At 39.0% G+C, this 18,913-nt stretch carries 21 protein-coding genes and 1 pseudogene; 17 read left to right on the top strand and 5 right to left on the bottom strand.

Annotation, left to right across the window (positions count from 1 at the left end):
* Nucleotides 1-65: 65 nt before the first annotated feature.
* Entirely contained in the window at nt 66-842 is a 777-nt protein-coding gene (locus AC6CH1_RS09985; protein ID WP_427709075.1) for a YqjF family protein, read from the bottom strand.
* 55 nt (nt 843-897) lie between these two features.
* Entirely contained in the window at nt 898-1,533 is a 636-nt protein-coding gene (locus tag AC6CH1_RS09980) for a 2OG-Fe(II) oxygenase (RefSeq protein WP_251686956.1), read from the bottom strand.
* A 313-nt stretch (nt 1,534-1,846) separates the two neighbouring features.
* Here AC6CH1_RS09980 and AC6CH1_RS09975 point away from each other — a divergent pair, with 313 nt between their 5' ends.
* Nucleotides 1,847-2,209, top strand: a complete 363-nt coding sequence (locus AC6CH1_RS09975) for a VOC family protein (protein WP_427709079.1) — start codon at nt 1,847-1,849, stop codon at nt 2,207-2,209.
* 1 nt (nt 2,210) lies between these two features.
* Here the strand turns inward: AC6CH1_RS09975 and AC6CH1_RS09970 are convergent, their stop codons facing one another.
* Nucleotides 2,211-2,360, bottom strand: coding sequence for a hypothetical protein (locus AC6CH1_RS09970; protein WP_251686960.1), 150 nt, complete (start codon nt 2,358-2,360; stop codon nt 2,211-2,213).
* Between the two features lie 184 nt (nt 2,361-2,544).
* On the opposite strand from AC6CH1_RS09970, the gene trhO reads away from it, so the two are divergent.
* The 16 genes and pseudogenes from trhO (at nt 2,545) to AC6CH1_RS09890 (ending at nt 17,606) form a co-directional block, all read left to right on the top strand.
* Complete coding sequence (gene trhO, locus AC6CH1_RS09965) at nt 2,545-3,498, top strand: oxygen-dependent tRNA uridine(34) hydroxylase TrhO (protein ID WP_427709081.1); 954 nt, start codon at nt 2,545-2,547, stop codon at nt 3,496-3,498.
* A gap of 420 nt (nt 3,499-3,918) precedes the next feature.
* Nucleotides 3,919-4,746 (top strand): phosphate ABC transporter substrate-binding protein, encoded by an 828-nt coding sequence (locus AC6CH1_RS09960; protein ID WP_251686964.1) that lies wholly within the window; start codon nt 3,919-3,921, stop codon nt 4,744-4,746.
* Nucleotides 4,747-4,767: 21 nt separating this feature from the next.
* Nucleotides 4,768-5,682 (top strand): phosphate ABC transporter permease subunit PstC, encoded by a 915-nt coding sequence (gene pstC, locus AC6CH1_RS09955; protein ID WP_251686966.1) that lies wholly within the window; start codon nt 4,768-4,770, stop codon nt 5,680-5,682.
* Nucleotide 5,683: 1 nt separating this feature from the next.
* On the top strand, nt 5,684-6,508 hold the full coding sequence (gene pstA / locus AC6CH1_RS09950; RefSeq protein WP_079527682.1) for a phosphate ABC transporter permease PstA: 825 nt from the start codon (nt 5,684-5,686) through the stop codon (nt 6,506-6,508).
* 16 nt (nt 6,509-6,524) lie between these two features.
* Nucleotides 6,525-7,337: a phosphate ABC transporter ATP-binding protein PstB gene (gene pstB, locus AC6CH1_RS09945; protein WP_251686968.1), complete on the top strand. Its 813-nt coding sequence runs from the start codon at nt 6,525-6,527 to the stop codon at nt 7,335-7,337.
* Nucleotides 7,338-7,352: 15 nt separating this feature from the next.
* Nucleotides 7,353-8,006 carry a phosphate signaling complex protein PhoU gene (phoU, locus tag AC6CH1_RS09940; protein WP_251686970.1) on the top strand — a complete coding sequence of 218 codons (654 nt, stop codon included), beginning with the start codon at nt 7,353-7,355 and terminating at the stop codon, nt 8,004-8,006.
* Nucleotides 8,007-8,246: 240 nt separating this feature from the next.
* Nucleotides 8,247-8,957 carry a response regulator transcription factor gene (locus tag AC6CH1_RS09935; RefSeq protein ID WP_427709088.1) on the top strand — a complete coding sequence of 237 codons (711 nt, stop codon included), beginning with the start codon at nt 8,247-8,249 and terminating at the stop codon, nt 8,955-8,957.
* 130 nt (nt 8,958-9,087) lie between these two features.
* Nucleotides 9,088-9,270: a hypothetical protein gene (locus AC6CH1_RS09930; protein ID WP_251686974.1), complete on the top strand. Its 183-nt coding sequence runs from the start codon at nt 9,088-9,090 to the stop codon at nt 9,268-9,270.
* Between the two features lie 203 nt (nt 9,271-9,473).
* Nucleotides 9,474-10,217: pseudogene (locus AC6CH1_RS09925) on the top strand (SDR family NAD(P)-dependent oxidoreductase).
* A 112-nt stretch (nt 10,218-10,329) separates the two neighbouring features.
* Nucleotides 10,330-10,806, top strand: coding sequence for an RNA polymerase sigma factor (locus AC6CH1_RS09920; protein ID WP_498317353.1), 477 nt, complete (start codon nt 10,330-10,332; stop codon nt 10,804-10,806).
* A complete protein-coding gene (locus AC6CH1_RS09915) occupies nt 10,799-11,686 on the top strand; it encodes a signal recognition particle (protein ID WP_498317351.1) in 888 nt (295 codons plus the stop codon). Before AC6CH1_RS09920 ends, AC6CH1_RS09915 begins: the two co-directional genes overlap by 8 nt.
* 136 nt (nt 11,687-11,822) lie before the next feature.
* Nucleotides 11,823-13,082, top strand: a complete 1,260-nt coding sequence (gene kynU, locus AC6CH1_RS09910) for a kynureninase (RefSeq protein WP_427709095.1) — start codon at nt 11,823-11,825, stop codon at nt 13,080-13,082.
* 11 nt (nt 13,083-13,093) lie between these two features.
* Entirely contained in the window at nt 13,094-13,951 is an 858-nt protein-coding gene (kynA, locus tag AC6CH1_RS09905; RefSeq protein ID WP_498317349.1) for a tryptophan 2,3-dioxygenase, read from the top strand.
* 32 nt (nt 13,952-13,983) lie between these two features.
* Entirely contained in the window at nt 13,984-15,330 is a 1,347-nt protein-coding gene (locus AC6CH1_RS09900; protein ID WP_251686983.1) for a sodium-dependent transporter, read from the top strand.
* A 10-nt stretch (nt 15,331-15,340) separates the two neighbouring features.
* The gene (gene kynB / locus AC6CH1_RS09895) at nt 15,341-15,970 is read left to right on the top strand and encodes an arylformamidase (RefSeq protein WP_427709098.1); all 630 of its coding nucleotides are present in this window, start codon (nt 15,341-15,343) and stop codon (nt 15,968-15,970) included.
* Between the two features lie 154 nt (nt 15,971-16,124).
* Nucleotides 16,125-17,606, top strand: coding sequence for a methyl-accepting chemotaxis protein (locus AC6CH1_RS09890; protein ID WP_251686987.1), 1,482 nt, complete (start codon nt 16,125-16,127; stop codon nt 17,604-17,606).
* A 58-nt stretch (nt 17,607-17,664) separates the two neighbouring features.
* Here AC6CH1_RS09890 and AC6CH1_RS09885 read toward each other — a convergent pair whose 3' ends face one another.
* Nucleotides 17,665-18,114, bottom strand: a complete 450-nt coding sequence (locus AC6CH1_RS09885; protein ID WP_427709100.1) for a cAMP-binding protein — start codon at nt 18,112-18,114, stop codon at nt 17,665-17,667.
* Between the two features lie 14 nt (nt 18,115-18,128).
* Nucleotides 18,129-18,761, bottom strand: a complete 633-nt coding sequence (locus AC6CH1_RS09880; RefSeq protein ID WP_498317346.1) for a heat-shock protein — start codon at nt 18,759-18,761, stop codon at nt 18,129-18,131.
* Nucleotides 18,762-18,913 lie beyond the last annotated feature (152 nt).

Below are 18,913 nucleotides of genomic sequence, written 5' to 3'. Positions count from 1 at the left end.
ATAAAGAAAACGCAACTCATATAATATGGGTTGCGTTTTTGCTTTTTAAAGTAAGACTTATCTTTTTAAAAATGTAATCGGCCGGTAGCAGGACTTACTAATGGCCATGCGCGAACATCGATTTTTTTAGAAAAATGCAGAATCGGCTGATCGTTTTCCACAATAATCCCTTGTTTGGACAGAGTTGTATTAAGGGTGATTTCACCTTCTGCTTCCTGTAAAATCCATGGGTGGTGCAAAATATCACAGCGTACCGGGACACCTGAAGTATTTAATGTGTAGAAACAGTAACGCTCGGTAATCCATTCCTCAAAGGTCCCTTTTATCGCAAGGAACGGTTCAGAAACGGGTTTATAACGGGCTGCGAAAACTATGTCTGATTGATCGCGTCTTTTACTTTCAAACAATACTGTATCGCCAAAGTTTTTAATATCCATCTTAGCGTAATGATACGGTAAATGGAAAAATGTCCTGGCCCCTTTTACAGCCGGCCAATTATCCGCATCCAAACTGAAAAAGTATACGCCCGGTTTTCCGTCAATCGTTACATAGGTGCGCACATTAAGTTCCGGAAATTCGTCGGTACCTGGAACTGGGGGCAATCCCCGAAGTCTCACACCAGACATGCGAAACGGAACAACCCCAACCCAGCACACACCGTCGTACGTATCCAGTTCCAACGCATTTGGAACTAACTTCCGCAAAACCTCGTATTTAACCGGATAATGGGCGAATAATAAATCACTCCACGTTTGTTTCATCCCCCAAGGCAAATTAGGCAGCGGCCAAGGACGATGACTGTCATCCCATTTGTTCTCTTGTATGTATAGGAGTTCCACCATAGTTCGTCACTTCCTTCACATCTATCATATTTTATATAAATCCTTTTGAAAAGGATTAAAAACGTTCGCGGATTTGCTTTTTCCTCATCCATTGGGTAGCAACCCATTTCTCGCCTCGTATTACTGGCTCACCGCTATGTAGGGTAAGTTCATTTAATTTTTGATCGTTGTAGAAATATTCAAAGTAAATCGCTGAACCCCTCTCCGGTACAGTTAGGATACCCAGATTAGGAAACGTTGTAACGCCTCCTTCTTCAACATTATTTAAGTAGACTACTAACGTGCTAATGCGATTATTACTGCTTGAAGGGTGATTTGGACCGAAAAAATCAAAGTGTGCCTTAAATTCCTGACCGGGTTCGTAATGTAAAACTTGTAGACCCTCGGCATGTTCGATTGGAAGATGCATCAGGCTGCTAATCCGTTTTTCGATTTCTGAAATAAGCGGATTTTCATTTTCCTCAAAAAACATACCACTGCTCGTACGAATCGGACTTACTTCTTTTTTTGCTAATTTGGATCTTTCCAAACGCGAAGAAGCACAATCGATTATATTCTGACATTCTTCATCACTTAAAACATTCGAAAACTTTACAATGAGCGGCTCTTCATGAAGAACTTCTCCTGTTATCGTACGGTTGTCAATTGAATAAACAGATTGAATAGGTAAAATCGAAATTTCTGTTGTCATATGTTATATCCTTCCGCAATTCCTTCAAAGTTAGTACAAAAACATTACTCTAACTCTTTTATGTAGGTTAAGAATGTATTTCTACTCCAATACATATTATACCATTTAATTGAATTTAATGGTATTTAAGTGATGGATTAATAATAAAAAAAATTGGTGGCTGATTCCTAAGTGCTAGTATTTGGGGAATTCAACTAGCATTTAAGGAGGATAAGAAAAAGTTATGGATTTACATAAATAACCTATCATTTTGTTTATGTCATATTTGAAGTAAGATAATGGTAGAAGAGGAAGCTATGGAGGAGGAAAGCGAATGATTATTGGATTACACCATGCACAAATAACAATTCCCCAAGGTACGGAGGAAGCAGGGAAAGATTTTTATTGCAAAATTTTAGGTTTAAATGAAATTTCAAAACCTTCTGTACTGAAGGGGCGAGGAGGATTTTGGCTGCAAGTAGGAAGCCGGGAAGTACACGTAGGGACAGAAGATGGCTTTAATCGGCTTACAACTAAAGCGCACCTCGCCTACGAAGTTGAGGATATTACCTATTGGAGAGAAGTATTGATGGAAAATGAAATTGAGATTTTGGACTCCGTACCCATTCCTAATTATGAACGTTTTGAGTTTAGAGACCCTTTTGGAAATAGAGTGGAGATGATTCAACCAGTTTAATCTATTCCAGTTTATTATTTTTATTCTCATCAGCTTTTGATAATAGCTCAATAATTTCTTTGTTCTGTGATCGTATATCTTTTAGGATTCTTTCAATTGCCAATGCGGTAAAGGTAATGATGATTAGTAGTGCGAAAATTAAAAAGCCCACAAAAATACCTCCATTCAAATTAGTATTACATCTATTATACTAATATTAAAAAGAATAGTTAATTATTTCTAAAAACCTCCACCTAAATAATGATGGTAAATTTACAGGAAATCGCGTATCATTGTAAGGTAGTTTTAAACTATCAGGTATATCCTGCAAATATATTGAATGATAGGTGAAAAAAATGAATTATCAAGTATTATTGTATTATCATTACACAACGATTGAAGATCCGGCTGCTTTTTCAGAAGAGCATTTAGCTGCATGTAAGGAAATTGGATTAAAAGGTCGTATTTTAGTTGCCCGTGAAGGGATTAACGGTACGGTTTCAGGTACTATTGAGCAAACACAAAGCTATATCGATATGATGGAAGCACATCCATTATTCAAAGGGATTGTTTTCAAAATTGATCCAGCAGAAGGCCATGCGTTCAAAAAAATGCATGTACGTCCACGTCCTGAGCTTGTGCACTTAGGCTTGGAAGAAGATGTGAACCCGCATGAATTAACAGGTCGCTATTTATCTCCGGAGCAATTCCTGGAAGAAATGCAAGATGAAAACACAGTCGTACTCGATGTACGAAACACATATGAATATGATGTCGGTCACTTCCGCGGAGCAATTCGTCCAGAAGTAAAGAATTTCCGTGATACACCGCAATGGGTACGTGAAAACCGTGAATTATTCGAAGGTAAAAATGTATTAACATATTGTACAGGCGGAATCCGCTGTGAGAAATTCTCAGGTTGGATGAAGCGAGAAGGTTTCGGTGATGTTGGTCAATTACATGGCGGCGTTGCAACATACGGTAAAGATCCGGTTGCTAAAGGTCAGCTATGGGATGGTCAAATGTACGTATTCGATGAGCGTCTGACAGTGCCAATCAACCAGGTAGAACACGTGATTGTTGGACGTGACCACTTTGATGGAACACCATGTGAACGCTATATTAATTGTGCTAACCCTGAATGTAATGAGCAAATCATTGCATCAGAGGAAAACGAAGCGAAGCATTTAGGTGGCTGTACAATCGAATGTACAAAACATGAACGCAATCGTTATATCGTCCGTCATAACCTAACGGAAGAGCAAGTACAGCAAGCGATTGAATTATTAGAAGCTGAAGCTACAGTATAATAGATTTTAAATGCATCTCTTTATAGGGATGCATTTTTCTTTTTTGTAAACAAAACACCCTTTTGTAAATGTAATGTAAATAGATTTTTCTAAATATTCATTGCAAATTGTCTGTTTTCTGTATTTCTTACATTGTTCAATAAAGATTTGAACATAATATCGACATATTTCCTTTTCCTTTATAAATTAATTATTTAATTCCTCATAATAATTCCCTCTAACTTGTTAAAAAATCTCATAAATATTTACAATTCAGCCCTATTATTTTAAATTTTCAGATTTAATTGAATGATTTTACATAATAAAAAGACCGTTTCTTCATAATTTACATAAGGTTTACATGTTTAATACATGATATTAATTTTATGAATGTATTGTTAAAGCAGGTAGAAAACATTCATGTTGATGGAGGATTGAAGTATGTTGAAAAAAACACGTTACTTCATTGGGTTAACAATTCTAATGGTAGTATTAGCAGCTTGCAGTAATGAAGATTCTACGGAGTCCTCTTCTGGCGGAGACTTAGTAACGATTTCAGGTTCTACATCAGTTGGACCTTTAGCAGAGAAATTAGCAGCAAAATATGAAGAAACAGAAGACGTTAAAATTGAAATAAATCAAATCGGTTCATCAGCAGGGATTACAAATGCGATCAACGATGTCTCGCAAATCGGGATGTCGTCTCGTGATCTGAAGCAGGAAGAAATCGAATCCGGTATTCAAGAGTTGGTTATTGCTTATGACGGGATTGTAGTTGTTGCACATCCATCAAACCCAGTTAAGGATTTAACGATGGAACAAGTAAAACAAATCTTCACAGGGGAAATCACTAACTGGAAAGAAGTTGGCGGAAAAGATATGGAAATCGTCGTTGTTTCACGTGAGGACGGATCTGGTTCACGTGATGCATTCCAGGAAATCGTCGGCTATGAATCTGGACAACTGATTCGTAATGCAATCGTAGCAAGCGGAAACGGAAATATTAAAACAACGGTTGCGATGAACAAACATGCGATAGGATTCATCTCATTCGAATATATCGATGAAACAGTTTCAGCGATGGACATTAATGGCGTTAAGGCAGAAGCGGGCAATGTATTGGATGGCAACTATAAATTATCTCGTCCATTCCTATTTGTTTATAAAGAGAGCGTTCCGGAAGCAGCATCAAAGTTTATGGAATTCATTTTAACTGCTGATGGACAAAAGATTGTGGAAGAAGCAGGAGCGATTCCATTAACGAAATAATTAGTGCTGGAGGATAAATTTGTGAACACACAAAACAGAAACGAAGTAGAACAGCAAATAAGCAAAGGCAATAAGCGAAAATACTTTTTAGAAAGCTTATCATCGAAACTATTTTTAGCATGTGCGCTTCTTTCAGTAGTGAGCTTACTACTAATTGTAGGATTCGTATTTTATAAAGGGGCAAACCCATTCGTAACAGGCGGCTATAGCTTCTTCGACTTCCTTTTTGGCAGTGATTGGGTACCATCAGAAGATAAATTCGGTATTTTCCCGATGATTGTTGCATCGATTTACGCAACGATCGGAGCACTTGTAATCGGGGTACCAATCGGATTATTAACAGCGATATTCTTGGCGGAGATTGCACCGAAATCCGTAGCTAAAATCGTATCTCCGGCAATTCAGCTATTGGCCGGTATTCCATCAGTATTATACGGGGTATTCGGTTTAGCGATTATCGTTCCATTTTTACAGGACAATCTTGGATTAGCACGCGGACAAAGTTTAATCGCGGTCATTTTAGTATTGGCGATTATGATGTTACCGACAATTGTAACAGTTGCTGAAACAGCGATTCGTGCAGTGCCGAAAACATATCGAGAAGGTTCACTTGCTTTAGGTGTTTCCCAAATCGGGACAATCTTTAAAGTTGTTGTACCGGCTGCGAAGTCAGGTATTATGGCAGCAATCGTTCTTGGATTAGGCCGTGCATTGGGTGAAACGATGGCCGTGATTTTAGTTGCAGGTAACTCACTGATTATCCCGACAAGCCTGACAGACAGTGTACGTCCATTGACGACAAATATTGCACTTGAAATGGGCTATGCAGCAGGAACACATCAGGAAATGCTGTTTGCAACAGGGATTGTGTTATTCTCATTCATCTTAATTTTAAACTTTGTATTAGCACGTATTACAGCGAAGGGAGCTCAGTAACATGCGACAATTTAAAGATAATATGTTTCGCGGCTTACTTTGGGGTTCCGCATTCGTATCAGTAGCCGTATTAGTTGTAATCGTTGGCTATATTTTCTATAAAGGTTTTTCATATATCAGTTTTGATTTCATATTCGGTGATTATTCGCCAACAGGTGGCGGCGGAATATTCCCGATGATCGTTACAACGATTTTAACGATTGTCATTTCACTTTTAATCGCAACACCAATCGGAATTTTAGCAGCTGTTTATTTACGCGAGTATGCAAAACAAGGACGACTTGTACGCATCATTCGTTATGCGACTGAAAGTTTAACAGGGATTCCATCGATTATTTATGGTCTATTCGGTGCCGTGTTCTTCGTTGTAATTTTAAAACTGGGAATGTCGATTATTTCAGCATCCTTAACATTAACGATTATCGTATTACCGGTGATTATTCGTACGACAGAAGAAGCATTAAAAACAGTGCCGGCAACATATCGTGAAGGTTCACTGGCATTAGGTACTACAAAATTACAAACATTAATTAAAGTTATTTTGCCAAGTGCAATGCCTGGAATTTTATCAGGAATCATCTTATCGATCGGCCGTATTGTCGGTGAATCGGCAGCCATTTTCCTGACTGCAGGGACAGTAGCGGCAATGCCATCAAGTATTTTCTCGTCTGCCCGTACACTGACGGTTCACTCGTATTTAGTAACACAGGAAGCCGGCGATATCGGACTTGCAGCAGCAATCGGAATTGTTTTAATCGTCATTATATTAGTATTGAATTTAACGGCAACATATATCTCGAAAAAACTAAACAAAGCGGACTATTAAAAGGAGCGAAACCTATATGACTATGACTATTTCTGAAGCATCAATTTTTAAATCAACGACGACTTCTACAGGCGCTTTACCAACAAAAATTAAAGTAAATGATTTAAACTTGTTTTATGGTGAAAAGCAAGCGTTGTTCAATGTAAATCTGGACATTAAAGAAAAAGAAGTAACGGCATTAATCGGTCCTTCAGGCTGCGGTAAATCAACATTTTTACGCACATTAAACCGCATGAATGATCTAATCGACGGTGTACGCGTAATCGGGAATATTCATATTGATGGTGAAAATGTATATGAAACAAGCGATGTCATCAAGCTCCGTACAAGAGTCGGGATGGTATTCCAAAAGTCGAATCTGTTCCCAATGAGCATCTATGACAATGTTGCCTATGGTCCACGTATGCAAGGAATTAAAAACAAAAAAATCCTAAATGAAATTGTAGAAGAGTCTCTACGCGGTGCAGCAATTTGGGATGAAGTAAAAGATCGTCTAAAATCATCAGCATTAGGCCTTTCTGGTGGTCAGCAACAACGTATTTGTATCGCACGTGCAATCGCAATGAAGCCGGATGTTATTTTAATGGATGAGCCGACTTCGGCACTTGACCCGATTTCTACATTGAAAGTAGAAGAACTAATTACACAAATGAAAAAAGACTATACAATTGTTATTGTAACGCACAACATGCAACAAGCAGCGCGTATTAGCGATAAGACGGCATTCTTCTTAAATGGGGAAGTCATTGAATATGATGATACGAATGTTATTTTTTCAACACCAAAAGATGAGCGTACAGAAGATTACGTAACAGGACGATTCGGATAAGAGGGGGATTTGGGAATGATTCGCGAAAATTTCGAAAAGAACATGCTTGAACTGCAGGACAAAATGGGTGAAATGGTCGACATGACGGTTGTTGCGATGGAAAAGGCATTCAAAGCCCTTCAGGAGCAGGATATGGTGTTGGCACTGGATGTCATTGAAGAGGACAACTACATTGACGATCTGGAAAATGAAATCAATCAAATGGCGATCTGGCTGATGGCGAAAGAACAGCCGGTAGCCCGCGACATGCGCCGAATTATCAGTGTCATCAAAATGTCGTCCGATATCGAGCGAATTGCCGATTTTGCGGTAAATACAGCAAAAGCAACGATTCGCATCAGCAAAGCCGAAACGATTTTAGACAGAACATCATTAGTTGAAATGAAAGATGTCGCGATGGATATGCTGAAAAAATCAATGAAGGCATTTATCGATGCGGATATCGCATTGGCGAAAGAAGTAGGAGAGCTTGATGATATCGTAGATCGCAATAATCATGAAAACTATGCACTTTTAACTGAGTATTTAAAAGAAAGTCCTCAAGAGATCGAACAAACATTGCAATTGTTGTTCATTAACCGTTTTGTTGAACGAGCAGCGGACCATATTACCAATATGGCGGAGTCAACAGCTTACTTTATTAAAGGGCAGCTATTTGATTTAAATTAACTTCCTTCAGCAGATTTTATGCTTAGGCGAAGCAGTAGGCACAGAGTCTATCTATATATATATATAGAGGTTAATATAATTTTTGGTCAATTTTCATCGGGTGTTCAAATGCCTGCTGAAAGAAGTTAATGCCTCCGGCGGATGTCACAGATTCGGTAAGGAATACTTTGCGCGAAAGCAAACCGAATCTGGACACAATTACGCCGAGGCGTAATTGATTAGAGAAGCGGGGAATCATTAATGACGAAAAAAATATTAGTCGTTGAAGATGACGAAAATTTAGTGAATTTACTGCATATTTATTTAGTAAAGGACAGCTATGAAGTCCATAGTGTACGAACAGGTAAAGAAGCATTGGCTGCAATCCCAACGTTTGAACCGGATGCGATGCTGCTTGATTGGATGCTTCCGGATATGGAAGGAATCGAGATTTGCCGTCAAGTCCGCTTCGAGCATGATTTTCCGATTATCATGATTAGTGCGCGAACGGATGAATTGGATATTGTACTGGCGCTTGAGATGGGGGCGACAGAGTATATCCGAAAACCGTTTGGATTCCGAGAAATGCTGACACGCTTAAGGATTCATTTAAAACGCTACGAAAGAGAAATACAGCAGCAAGAGCGTGTTTCCCAAATGTTGATTGGTCCGTTTCGAGTAGATTTAATCATGTTCAAAGTGTATAAAGACGAAGTGGAAATTCCTTTGACAAAGCGCGAGTTTAAATTGCTGCTTCATTTGCTGGAGCAGCCGGGCAATATTAAATCGCGTGAAGAAATTATTGATATACTGGACTTTACAAAAGGGGATCGCCGTACAGTCGATGTACATATACGCAGGCTTCGGGAAAAAATTGAAGAAGAACCGAGCTCACCGAAGTGGATTAAAACAAAAAGCGGGTTAGGGTATTATTTCAACCTTTCATCACAGGAAGTGACGTACAGTTCATAAATTAGAAAACATTTTGGAGCGAGTGAAAGTTTCAAGATGTTTTTTTATGAGGTTATTTACATCATTTCTTTTACAAATGGAACGGCAACGGATTATACTTAGAAAAGTAGATTGATGAGGAGGTCTGAATATGTCTGAACAAAATGAAAAAAAGAAATTAAGCCTGCAGGAATTAGTGAAGCAACAGCTGGAAGCGAAGAAAAATAATGCAGCTGGCAACAAAGGTAATTTAAAAGGTGATACATCAACGAAAAAGATGAAGAGTCAACAATCAAAGAAAACGAGCAATACCCGTCGTAAAATGGGTGTGTAATGCACTGAAAGGGACCGAAGCAAACGAAAAGTTGCTTCGGTCTCTTTTATTTGAAAAAGTTACAGGTAATTATCTTTAATTCAAGACTCTTTATCTAAAGATATTTTAATTGTATTGTATTATTAATTTGTAACAAAGAGCACATAATAACATACGTACTGGTTTTATTAGAATAGATTTTATTTCGAAAGGGGCAATTTTAAATGGGTAAATTAGATGGAAAAGTAGCAATTATTACAGGTTCTGCACAAGGAATGGGGGCAATGCATGCTCGGAAATTCGTGGAAGAAGGTGCCAAAGTAGCGATTACAGATATAAATTTGGACGGTGCGAAACAACTGGCCGATGAATTAGGTGAAAATGCAATCGCGCTTAAATTAGATGTTTCAAGTGAAGACAACTGGATTGAAGTAGTCGCTAAAACAGAAGAAACTTTTGGCCCAATCAATGTTTTGGTTAATAATGCCGGAATCGGTATTTTCAAACCATTGGAAGAACTTACAGTGAAAGATTTTGAACTGACATTTAAAATAGATGAGCTTGGTGTCTTCCTGGGGATGCAAAAAGTTCTTCCTTCAATGAAGAAGGCTGGTATTGGTTCAATTGTAAACATTTCGTCCGTTGATGGTTTAGTAAGTGCTCCTACTGCAATAGCTTATAGTGCTTCAAAACATGCAGTAACTGGTATGACAAAAGGTGCTGCAACTTAATTGGGGCAATATAATATTCGTGTCAATTCGGTTCACCCGGGTATTATAAAAACACCAATGGCCGATCAGCCAGATGTTGAAGAATATTTAAAACAACTTGAACAAGACATTCCATTAAGAAGAAGAGCAGAAGTAGTAGAAGTATCAAATTTAGTTGTATATCTTGCTTCTGATGATTCAAGCTATTCAACAGGTGCTCAATTCGTTGTCGATGGCGGTATGATTTCAGATTTATAAGTTCTAGAAAGATTAACCCTAACATGTAAATGTTGGGGTTTTTTATATTATGATGTAAAAGTGATTCCAAATGATCGCTCAATCGTCTTTAAGGAGGAAGGGGGCTGTAAGGTTGAGACGGGAAGTTTTTGAAGCGCATTACGACGCTGTTTATAAATATATACGCTATTTAACGAATGATACAGACTTAACACATGATCTACTGCAAGAAACCTTTTACCGCTTTTATCAGAAAAATTATACTGAATATGAACGGACTTATTTATTAAAAATTGCCAGAAATCTTGTATACGATCATTATCGAAGGAAAAAGATTATTGGTTTTTTTCAGTTGAAAACGGAACCCGTTGCAGTGGACGATTTGCCGGAAGCAGTAGTCGAGCGAAATGCGGAAAATGAAAATCTGTATGCCGCCCTCCAGCAAATTAAATGGAATTATCGTGAAGTGATTGTGCTGCGATACATAGAAGAGTACTCGGTAAAAGAGACGGCAATGATCTTAAGCTGCAGTGAAGTGAAAGTGAAGAATAATACGGTGCGCGGTTTAAAAGCATTACGGGAACTGTTAGGAGGGAAAGAGGATGTTTGAAGACGAAAAGTTAAGTCAGCTCAAAAAGGTTCAAGTCGATCCGGAAAAAAAGCAAGAGGACTTCAATAAAATTCAGCAGCGACTCAACAATAAATCTTTTAACTGGCAAATCCCTGCAGTAATGATAGCGATTGCGTGTATTACGATGTTTTTGGTTGGTACATTTCCGATACAGCAGCAAATCACGTCTGACAATATGGATCGTAGCGCATTACAAGCGGTTTATTTTATGCAATGGGAAGGGGATCCGGAGTCCGTCTTTCAAGCTGGTGTGAGAAAGGTGAAAAATGAAGAAACATTAAAAGAGATTGAAACAGCGCTGCAACAGTTTCAGCAAACTGATATTAAAATAGAAGACCCACATATTCAACAAAGCTACAGGCTAAGCTTTAAAAATGATCAGGTGATGCGTATACAGGAATACCCTGGAAGCGAAGTAACGTATTATCGTAATGTAGATACGGGGGAAATATATTTATTAAGTGAAAATTCATTGCAGGAAATTATCAATTTTCATGAACCGGCTGATCGAACATTATCTTTAATTATTGGCATAGTATTCCTGACGTTTGCAATGATTGCGACGAGTAAGGTGAAAAAGAAGATGCGTGACCCGGACGATCCGAAACGGTACATTCCGATGCATTCTACCTATTGGCAAAGCGTCGTGGAAATCCTGACATTATTAATCCTAATCTTACTTATTTTCGCACCACAACTACATCTGTTTGTGCTCATCTCGTTTTTGTTGCTGACAGCACTTATTAATATCCTATTAGAAGTAAAGCACGGCAAAAATAAATGGCGCATATTCCAGTTTGTATTGGTGAAAGTATATGCAGGTGTTTATATTTATATATTTTTATGGCCTTTAATTTAAGTGCAACCAGATTAGGACAGAAGTAGCGATTTTGGACTATTTTCCAGGTTCTTAAGTATTTTTATCTTTCGGAATACTTTGACAACCTATTCTCTCCCCCGTACGATATTAATAAGTTACTAGAAGGGGTGGAAGCATGACAACGATTGAAAAAGCAAGACAACTTGACGAATTGGATGGACTGCAGAAATATGCAGATGAGTTTTATAAAAAAGAAGGACAGATATACTTGGACGGCAATTCGCTCGGGTTGCTGTCTAAGCGGGCGGAACAGTCGGTGCATACACTGCTTAACTCGTGGAAAGATTACGGGATTGACGGTTGGACAAATGGGGAGCATCCTTGGTTTTATTTCTCCGAAAAGCTTTCGGCGATGTGCGCTCCTTTAATAGGTGCCAAAAGTGAAGAAGTAATGCTGACTGGTTCGACAACAACGAATTTGCACCAGCTATTGGCTACGTTTTTCAAACCGACTGCGGCACGCTATAAAATTTTGGCAGATGAACTGAACTTCCCGTCGGACTTGTATGCGATTGCCAGTCAAATTGCTTTGCACAATTTGCCGGAAAGCAGTATGCAGCTGGTGAAAAGTGAAGACGGGCAAACAATTACGACAGAAGCCATCATCGAAGCGATGACAGATGATGTGGCGGTTGCGGTTTTGCCTGCTGTCTTATACCGGAGTGGCCAAGTGTTGGATCTGCAGGCGATTACGGAAGCAGCACAGGAACGCGGCATATTGGTCGGATTTGATCTATGCCATTCGATCGGTTCCGTTCCGCATCATCTTCATGAAATCGGTGCGGACTTTGCATTTTGGTGCAATTATAAGCATTTGAACGGTGGACCGGGTTCAGTTGCAGGATTGTACGTTCATGAAAAGCATTTTGGAACAGCACCGGGTCTGGCTGGGTGGTTTGGCTCGGCTAAGGAAAAACAGTTTGATCTGGATGTAACAATTACCGCTGCACCGCATGCAGGGGCTTACCAGATCGGTACACCGCATATATTAAGCTTGGCACCGATTGAAGGCGCACTATCACTGTTTGTAGAGGCGGGCATCGAAGCGGTTCGTGAAAAATCACTCGCGTTGACACAATTTATGATGGATTGTATTGAGCAGGAGTTACCAAATACGTTTACATTCGGCAATCCGCTTGATGACACACGTGGCGGCCATCTGTTTTTAGTGCATGACGAGGCGGCTAGAATTTGTAAAACATTAAAAGAGTACGGCGTTGTACCTGATTTCCGTGCACCGAATGGCATCCGCCTGGCACCGGTTGCGCTTTATAATTCCTATGAGGAAGTATGGCAATCAGTGCAGATTTTAAAAGAAATTATTACAAACAAAACTTATGAGAAGCACGAAAATAAACGAGACATCATTGCATAAGGGGTGGTTTAGTGGATAAACGTTCAATTTCGGATTTGCAGCACAAGCTAAAGGATGAAAAGGGGATTCATACGGATTTCCGTGAAGAAATGACGTACAGCGATTATTTGAGTCTGGCCCCTCTTTTAAACAGTCAAAATCGTCTTTCCGACCATCATGATGAGATGCTGTTTATTATTATTCACCAGGTGAGTGAACTGTGGATGAAGCTCATCATCCACGAAATGCGCGGTGCGATACAAGCGATTGAAAAAGGTGAAATGCAGCCAGCATTTAAAATGCTCGCACGCGTATCGAAAATCCAAATGCAGATTATTCAGGCGTGGGATGTATTAGCAACGATGACTCCGGCGGAATATTTGGAGTTTCGGGATGATCTGGGGAAAGCATCGGGGTTCCAAAGTTATCAGTATCGCTTAATCGAATTTGCACTTGGCTATAAAACACCATATATACTCAAAATCTATGAGAAAGAACCGGACATTCTCGCAGTTCTTAAAGAGGCGTACGATGCGCCGAGTATTTATGATGTAGCGATTCAAGCATTGGCTAAAGCAGGATTGCCAATAACTGAAGCTTTGCTAAATCGTGATTTTTCGGTAGTATATAGTGGTGACGATTCTGTAGCCGCCGCATGGAAGACCGTCTATGAAAATATCGATAAATACTGGGATTTATACCAGCTTGGTGAAAAGCTTGTCGATATTGAAGATTCCTTGCAGCAGTGGCGTTTCCGTCATATGAAAACGGTCGAGCGCATCATTGGCTTTAAAGTGGGCACAGGTGGCTCATCAGGGGTCAATTATTTGCGAAAAGTGCTCGATCACCGCTTTTTCCCGGAACTTTGGGATTTGCGGACAGTACTATAGCTTAGGTTAGACAGATGAGTGGAGTGAGACAGATGGAGAAGAGTAAAGGACAGTGGTCAAGTAAGTTAGGATTTGTATTAGCGTCAGCGGGCGCAGCGATTGGGCTCGGGGCAATTTGGAAAATGCCTTATGTAGCCGGTCAAAGTGGAGGTGGCGCATTCTTCCTGATTTTTGTGCTGCTGACATTAATTATCGGGCTGCCAATGCTTTTATCGGAATATATTATCGGGCGTGCCACACAAAAAGAGGCGGTTACTGCCTATAAAGTATTGGCGCCGAATACGAAGGCTTGGGCTTGGATTGGTAAGCTCGGCATTATTGGCTGTTTCTTATTATTATCGTTTTACAGTGTAGTTGGCGGCTGGATTTTTGTTTACAGCGGAGTTTCGGTTGTGGGAGAAGTTATCGCGCCGACTGTGGAACCAGGGGCATTTTTCGGACAAGTAACAGGTACACCTTGGATTGCTTTACTCGGTTTGGGATTGTTTACATTGGCGAATGTTGTAATCATTGCGCTTGGTGTTCAAAACGGGATTGAAAAGGCAAATAAATTCATGATGCCGTTACTGTTTATTATGTTCTTCGTTTTAGTTGTAAGAGCCGTAACATTGGACGGAGCAATGGAAGGGATTAAGTTTTTCCTGTATCCGGACTTTTCGAACATTACCGGTGAATCAATTTTGTATGCGTTAGGGCAATCATTTTTTGCGCTGGCTGTTGGATTCTCATGTTTAGTTACATATAGTTCTTATTTAAAGAAAGATGTGAGCTTACCGAATTCAGCAGGTTCTGTTGTAGGATTAAGTATTTTCGTATCGTTCTTGGCGGGACTGGCGATTTTCCCGGTTGTTTTTGCCTTTGATATGGAAGTGGCGAGCGGACCGCCATTATTGTTCATGGTATTGCCTGCAGCGTTCTCGCAAATGCCGTTTGGTGAACTATTTTTAGCGCTATTCTTAATTCTGTTTTTATTTGCAACATTAACGTCAGCGTTTAGTATGTATGAAATTATCGTTGCTGCCATTATTGAAAAATGGAAAATTAGCCGTGCAAAAATTACAATCATCATCGGTATCTTTGTATTTATCGCTTCGATTCCTTCGACATTAACGTACAGTACATTAGGTGATGTTTCGATTTTTGGACGCAATATTTTTGATTTCACCGACTTTTTAGTTTCGAATATCATTTTACCGGTCGGCAACTTGCTAATCGCGATTTTTATAATGCATATTATGGATAAAAATCTTGTGAAAAGCGAGCTGTTGCAAGGAAGTAAAATGGGTGAAGGCTTTTATAAAACATATCGCTTTTTAATGACCTTCGTTGTACCGACAGTCATTGTCGTGGTTCTTGCATATTTAGTCATTCAATATTAGGGGTGAAGCCATGTGGATTGATATTACACAGACGATGAAAAATGGGATGCCGAACTGGCCGGGGGATACACCGTTTTCTTTTGAAGTCGGGTTTACGAAACAACAGACGGGCTCGGTCAATATCGGGCGAATCACGACTTCGCTGCACACGGGTACACATGCAGATGCACCGTTTCATTTTAACAGTGAAGCTGAGACAATCGAGCAATTGGATGTAAATGTGTATATCGGTGACTGCGTGATTGTGGATTGTATTGGGCAGGAAGTCATTACAGCTCAATCTTTGGCATCGATGGATTTCCATAGTGTAAAGCGTGTACTATTTAAAACAGTGGAACAGCTCGGTGAAGAATTTCCGGGAACCATTCCCGTAATTTCTCCTGATGTCGTGCCATTTTTAAAAGAGCGCGGTGTAATATTGCTTGGCATTGACAATCCTTCCGTTGATCCGTTGGACAGCAAGGAAGTATTGGCACATCATAAGTTGTACGAACATGGCATTCATATTCTGGAAGGGCTCGATTTAAGGCAAGTTCAGCAAGGTCTTTATGAACTGATCGCACTGCCGCTAAAAATAGCAGGTGCTGACGGTGCACCTGTTCGTGCGGTCGTTCGTAAAAAAGTTGATTCAGCAGAATAATGATGAGAAGCTCACGATTAAATATTCGTGAGCTCTTTTTTTGAAAATTTTCCCTTCTCAATACAAAAGTCCATTGTATTGTATAAAAAAGGGTTGTAATATATACCTATAAACTATTATGGAAATAATCAATTGTTCCTAGGAGGAAAACAGCTTGAAGAAACGCAACGGAAAAGTTAATTGGATTCATCAACTCAATCTAATTATTACGATAGTATTGGCAATTTTAATTGTTTCACCGCTTGTTATTGCAAATGGTTTTAGTAATTCAATCCCTTATGTGATTGCAGGGGGCGGTGTCATTTTATTATCGTCGGCCAATTATTTCCTGAATATATCCAACTTCGCCAAAGGTTTAATTTTTGTACTGATACCAGCATTTGTCGTATTTTTATTATTTTACCTGGATGGATATTCTATAAATAAACATTACATGCTGCTTGTAACATTTATTATGTGTGCAATGTATTTTAATGAACGAATGATTAAAATATTTTTACTGATCGCCAGTATTTCTTATATTTTATTATACATAGCAGTACCGGAAAATTTATTAGGGGTAAATGCAAATCTCTCGGTATTTATTACGATTTTTGTAAGTATGACAGGCTGTAACTTTTTGCTTTACCGATTAACACAATGGGGCAACAAATTAATAAAGGATGCCCAGGAAAAAGAGCGGGAAGCGAATGAACTGTTAGAAAATTTATCCTCTATTTTAAATAAAATTGAGGAAGGTTCAAACCAGCTTGCTTCTAGCATTACACATGTAAATGACAATGTTGGTACATTGAATGTAGCGAGCGAGACGATTTTACAGTCTTCGAATCAAATGGCAGCAGCTATTCATAATGAAGCGGGGATGATTCAGCAGATTAATGAACAAATGATTTTATCGCATGATAATATGGTGAAAACGAAGGAGTCCTCTGAATCGACTGTAAAGGATTCGGATGAAGTGCAAGTAGCGATTGAACAGAGCTGGAAACAGGTACATGATGTGACAGCGGATATGGCAACATTAAGTGACTCTATTGATTTAACGACAACGACAATTGACAATATGCAAGAGAGCCTTGCGAATGTCAATAACCTGTTAAATGGTATTAAAGCCATTGCTGATCAAACGAATTTGCTGTCTTTAAATGCCTCAATTGAAGCGGCAAGAGCAGGGGAGCACGGGAAAGGTTTTGCCGTTGTTGCAGAAGAAGTGAAAAAACTGGCGGAAGAGAGTGCGAATATTGCAACAAGTATTACCGTTGTTACTCAGCAGCTGCTTGAACGAGCAACAACTGCCCAGTTAAAAGCATATGAAGGAAAAGAAGCGGTCCATTCAAGTGTTGGCACATTGAACAATATTACTGGTTCATTTGATGGCATTAAGCAATCATTTAATGGTATTCAAGGGAAAATTAATCAAAACATGTCGATCATTTCGTATACGAACGAACTTGTTGAAGAAGTAATGAATCAAATTGAAAATCTGTCCGCTATTTCTGAAGAAAATGCCGCTATGACTGAAGAAATCGCGAGTTCAATACATGAAGAGCATGTCATGATGAAATCAATTGCAGATGCGAGTAATGAACTTCAGCAATTGCAAAGCGAATTGGCGGAAATTACGAAGCGACAATAAGTAGAAACCGCAAACAAAAAGGGAAGCGTCCAAACTTAACGGACACTTCCCTTTTTAGTTATTCTACTTCTATTGCAATACTATCTGTCACATCACCGTTGCTAAAGCGAGCCATACTGGAAATGATATATTTTCCTTTTTCCGTTGGGGCAGTAAAGCGTGCCGATGTGGCAATTTCTTTATAATCGTAATCTTTAATCCATTGTTGTATGGATACACTCGTTACATTCTGACTATATTGAAACTCCAGTTCTTCCCCTGGCTGTACTTTTACGTAAGGGGTATTTCGCGTACTTATAATTTCATGCGGGGCAGCAGTATCCACACACTCTGCTTCACCTGCTGAATGCCAGCAATAGCTTCCTCGAACTGTTTCAATCGTCTGTTCATTCGTTGCTGCTGTTACGTCAGGAATTACCGTCACTTCATTTTGGGCCATAAAATAACGGCCAATTATAACAAGAATTATGATGGCGATAATGAGAAATAAACGATTTACATTTTTCATCCGGATGTTTCACCTCAATGTAATTTATAAGTAGGTTGTTGTTCAAGTTGTTTTCGGATAACGAAATAAATCGCAATAAGTACCGCCAAATACAGGAGAAGTCCAAATGTGGCTAAATAATTGTGATCAACCAACATTCCGATAACGAGAAAAATGAAAGTCACACAGAAAAATCCTAAATAGATTCTTTTCGTAATCGTAAATTTTAATCTGCTGGCGATGATAAATAGAATACTATGTAACACTAAAAGGTAAACCCATTCCCATTGTATGAAAAATTCTATATTAATCAGTATGTTCATTATACAAAAACCAATCGCGGCCAGTATGGCATCTTTAGACTTTTTAAAGTAAAAACCAAGAAATACTAGGACTCCGATTGTAAAGCCGATTGTATAAAATTCAGGAAGAGCCAAATAGAAAATCGAATTAATATCGAGCAAAGCTGAGATTGTTGCCAGTGTAATGACAATTGTTCTTAAGTTGAGCTTTAAAACAAGCACAATAAATAATATAAATAGAGCAAATATGACGAGCGCTAAAGGCAGCTCCAGATTTTCTATGCGTTGAGAAGCGACATAGACTAAATTGGTGATAAAAGCAAATAGTAAAAAGAGTAGGATGCTTTTCGAATCATTGTTTTTCATAAGTTTTCCCCAGTTCCAAAGGATTGTGAAGAAGGCATTAAAACAAAAACTATGCAAATCGCTAAGGAATTTGCATAGTTTTTATAAAAAAGTTGAATTAGTAAAACTAGACATGCCTCTATCTACATCTTACTAAAATTTGAAATATAAGT

The organism is Solibacillus sp. GQ1 (assembly GCF_059758555.1).
Note: the sequence above shows the minus strand (reverse complement) of the source record. Positions and strands in the feature narration are given on the sequence as shown.

Bases quoted from the DNA above. Each gene is read 5' to 3' on its own strand.
- AC6CH1_RS09915 (WP_498317351.1), top strand. From the start codon at position 10,799: ATGTTTGAAGACGAAAAGTTAAGTCAGCTCAAAAAGGTTCAAGTCGAT.
- trhO (WP_427709081.1), top strand. From the start codon at position 2,545: ATGAATTATCAAGTATTATTGTATTATCATTACACAACGATTGAAGAT.
- AC6CH1_RS09960 (WP_251686964.1), top strand. From the start codon at position 3,919: ATGTTGAAAAAAACACGTTACTTCATTGGGTTAACAATTCTAATGGTA.
- AC6CH1_RS09880 (WP_498317346.1), bottom strand. From the start codon at position 18,761: ATGAAAAACAATGATTCGAAAAGCATCCTACTCTTTTTACTATTTGCT.
- AC6CH1_RS09975 (WP_427709079.1), top strand. From the start codon at position 1,847: ATGATTATTGGATTACACCATGCACAAATAACAATTCCCCAAGGTACG.
- pstB (WP_251686968.1), top strand. From the start codon at position 6,525: ATGACTATGACTATTTCTGAAGCATCAATTTTTAAATCAACGACGACT.
- AC6CH1_RS09885 (WP_427709100.1), bottom strand. From the start codon at position 18,114: ATGAAAAATGTAAATCGTTTATTTCTCATTATCGCCATCATAATTCTT.
- AC6CH1_RS09900 (WP_251686983.1), top strand. From the start codon at position 13,984: ATGGAGAAGAGTAAAGGACAGTGGTCAAGTAAGTTAGGATTTGTATTA.
- AC6CH1_RS09985 (WP_427709075.1), bottom strand. From the start codon at position 842: ATGGTGGAACTCCTATACATACAAGAGAACAAATGGGATGACAGTCAT.
- AC6CH1_RS09930 (WP_251686974.1), top strand. From the start codon at position 9,088: ATGTCTGAACAAAATGAAAAAAAGAAATTAAGCCTGCAGGAATTAGTG.
- kynU (WP_427709095.1), top strand. From the start codon at position 11,823: ATGACAACGATTGAAAAAGCAAGACAACTTGACGAATTGGATGGACTG.
- AC6CH1_RS09980 (WP_251686956.1), bottom strand. From the start codon at position 1,533: ATGACAACAGAAATTTCGATTTTACCTATTCAATCTGTTTATTCAATT.
- AC6CH1_RS09935 (WP_427709088.1), top strand. From the start codon at position 8,247: ATGACGAAAAAAATATTAGTCGTTGAAGATGACGAAAATTTAGTGAAT.
- phoU (WP_251686970.1), top strand. From the start codon at position 7,353: ATGATTCGCGAAAATTTCGAAAAGAACATGCTTGAACTGCAGGACAAA.
- kynB (WP_427709098.1), top strand. From the start codon at position 15,341: ATGTGGATTGATATTACACAGACGATGAAAAATGGGATGCCGAACTGG.
- pstA (WP_079527682.1), top strand. From the start codon at position 5,684: ATGCGACAATTTAAAGATAATATGTTTCGCGGCTTACTTTGGGGTTCC.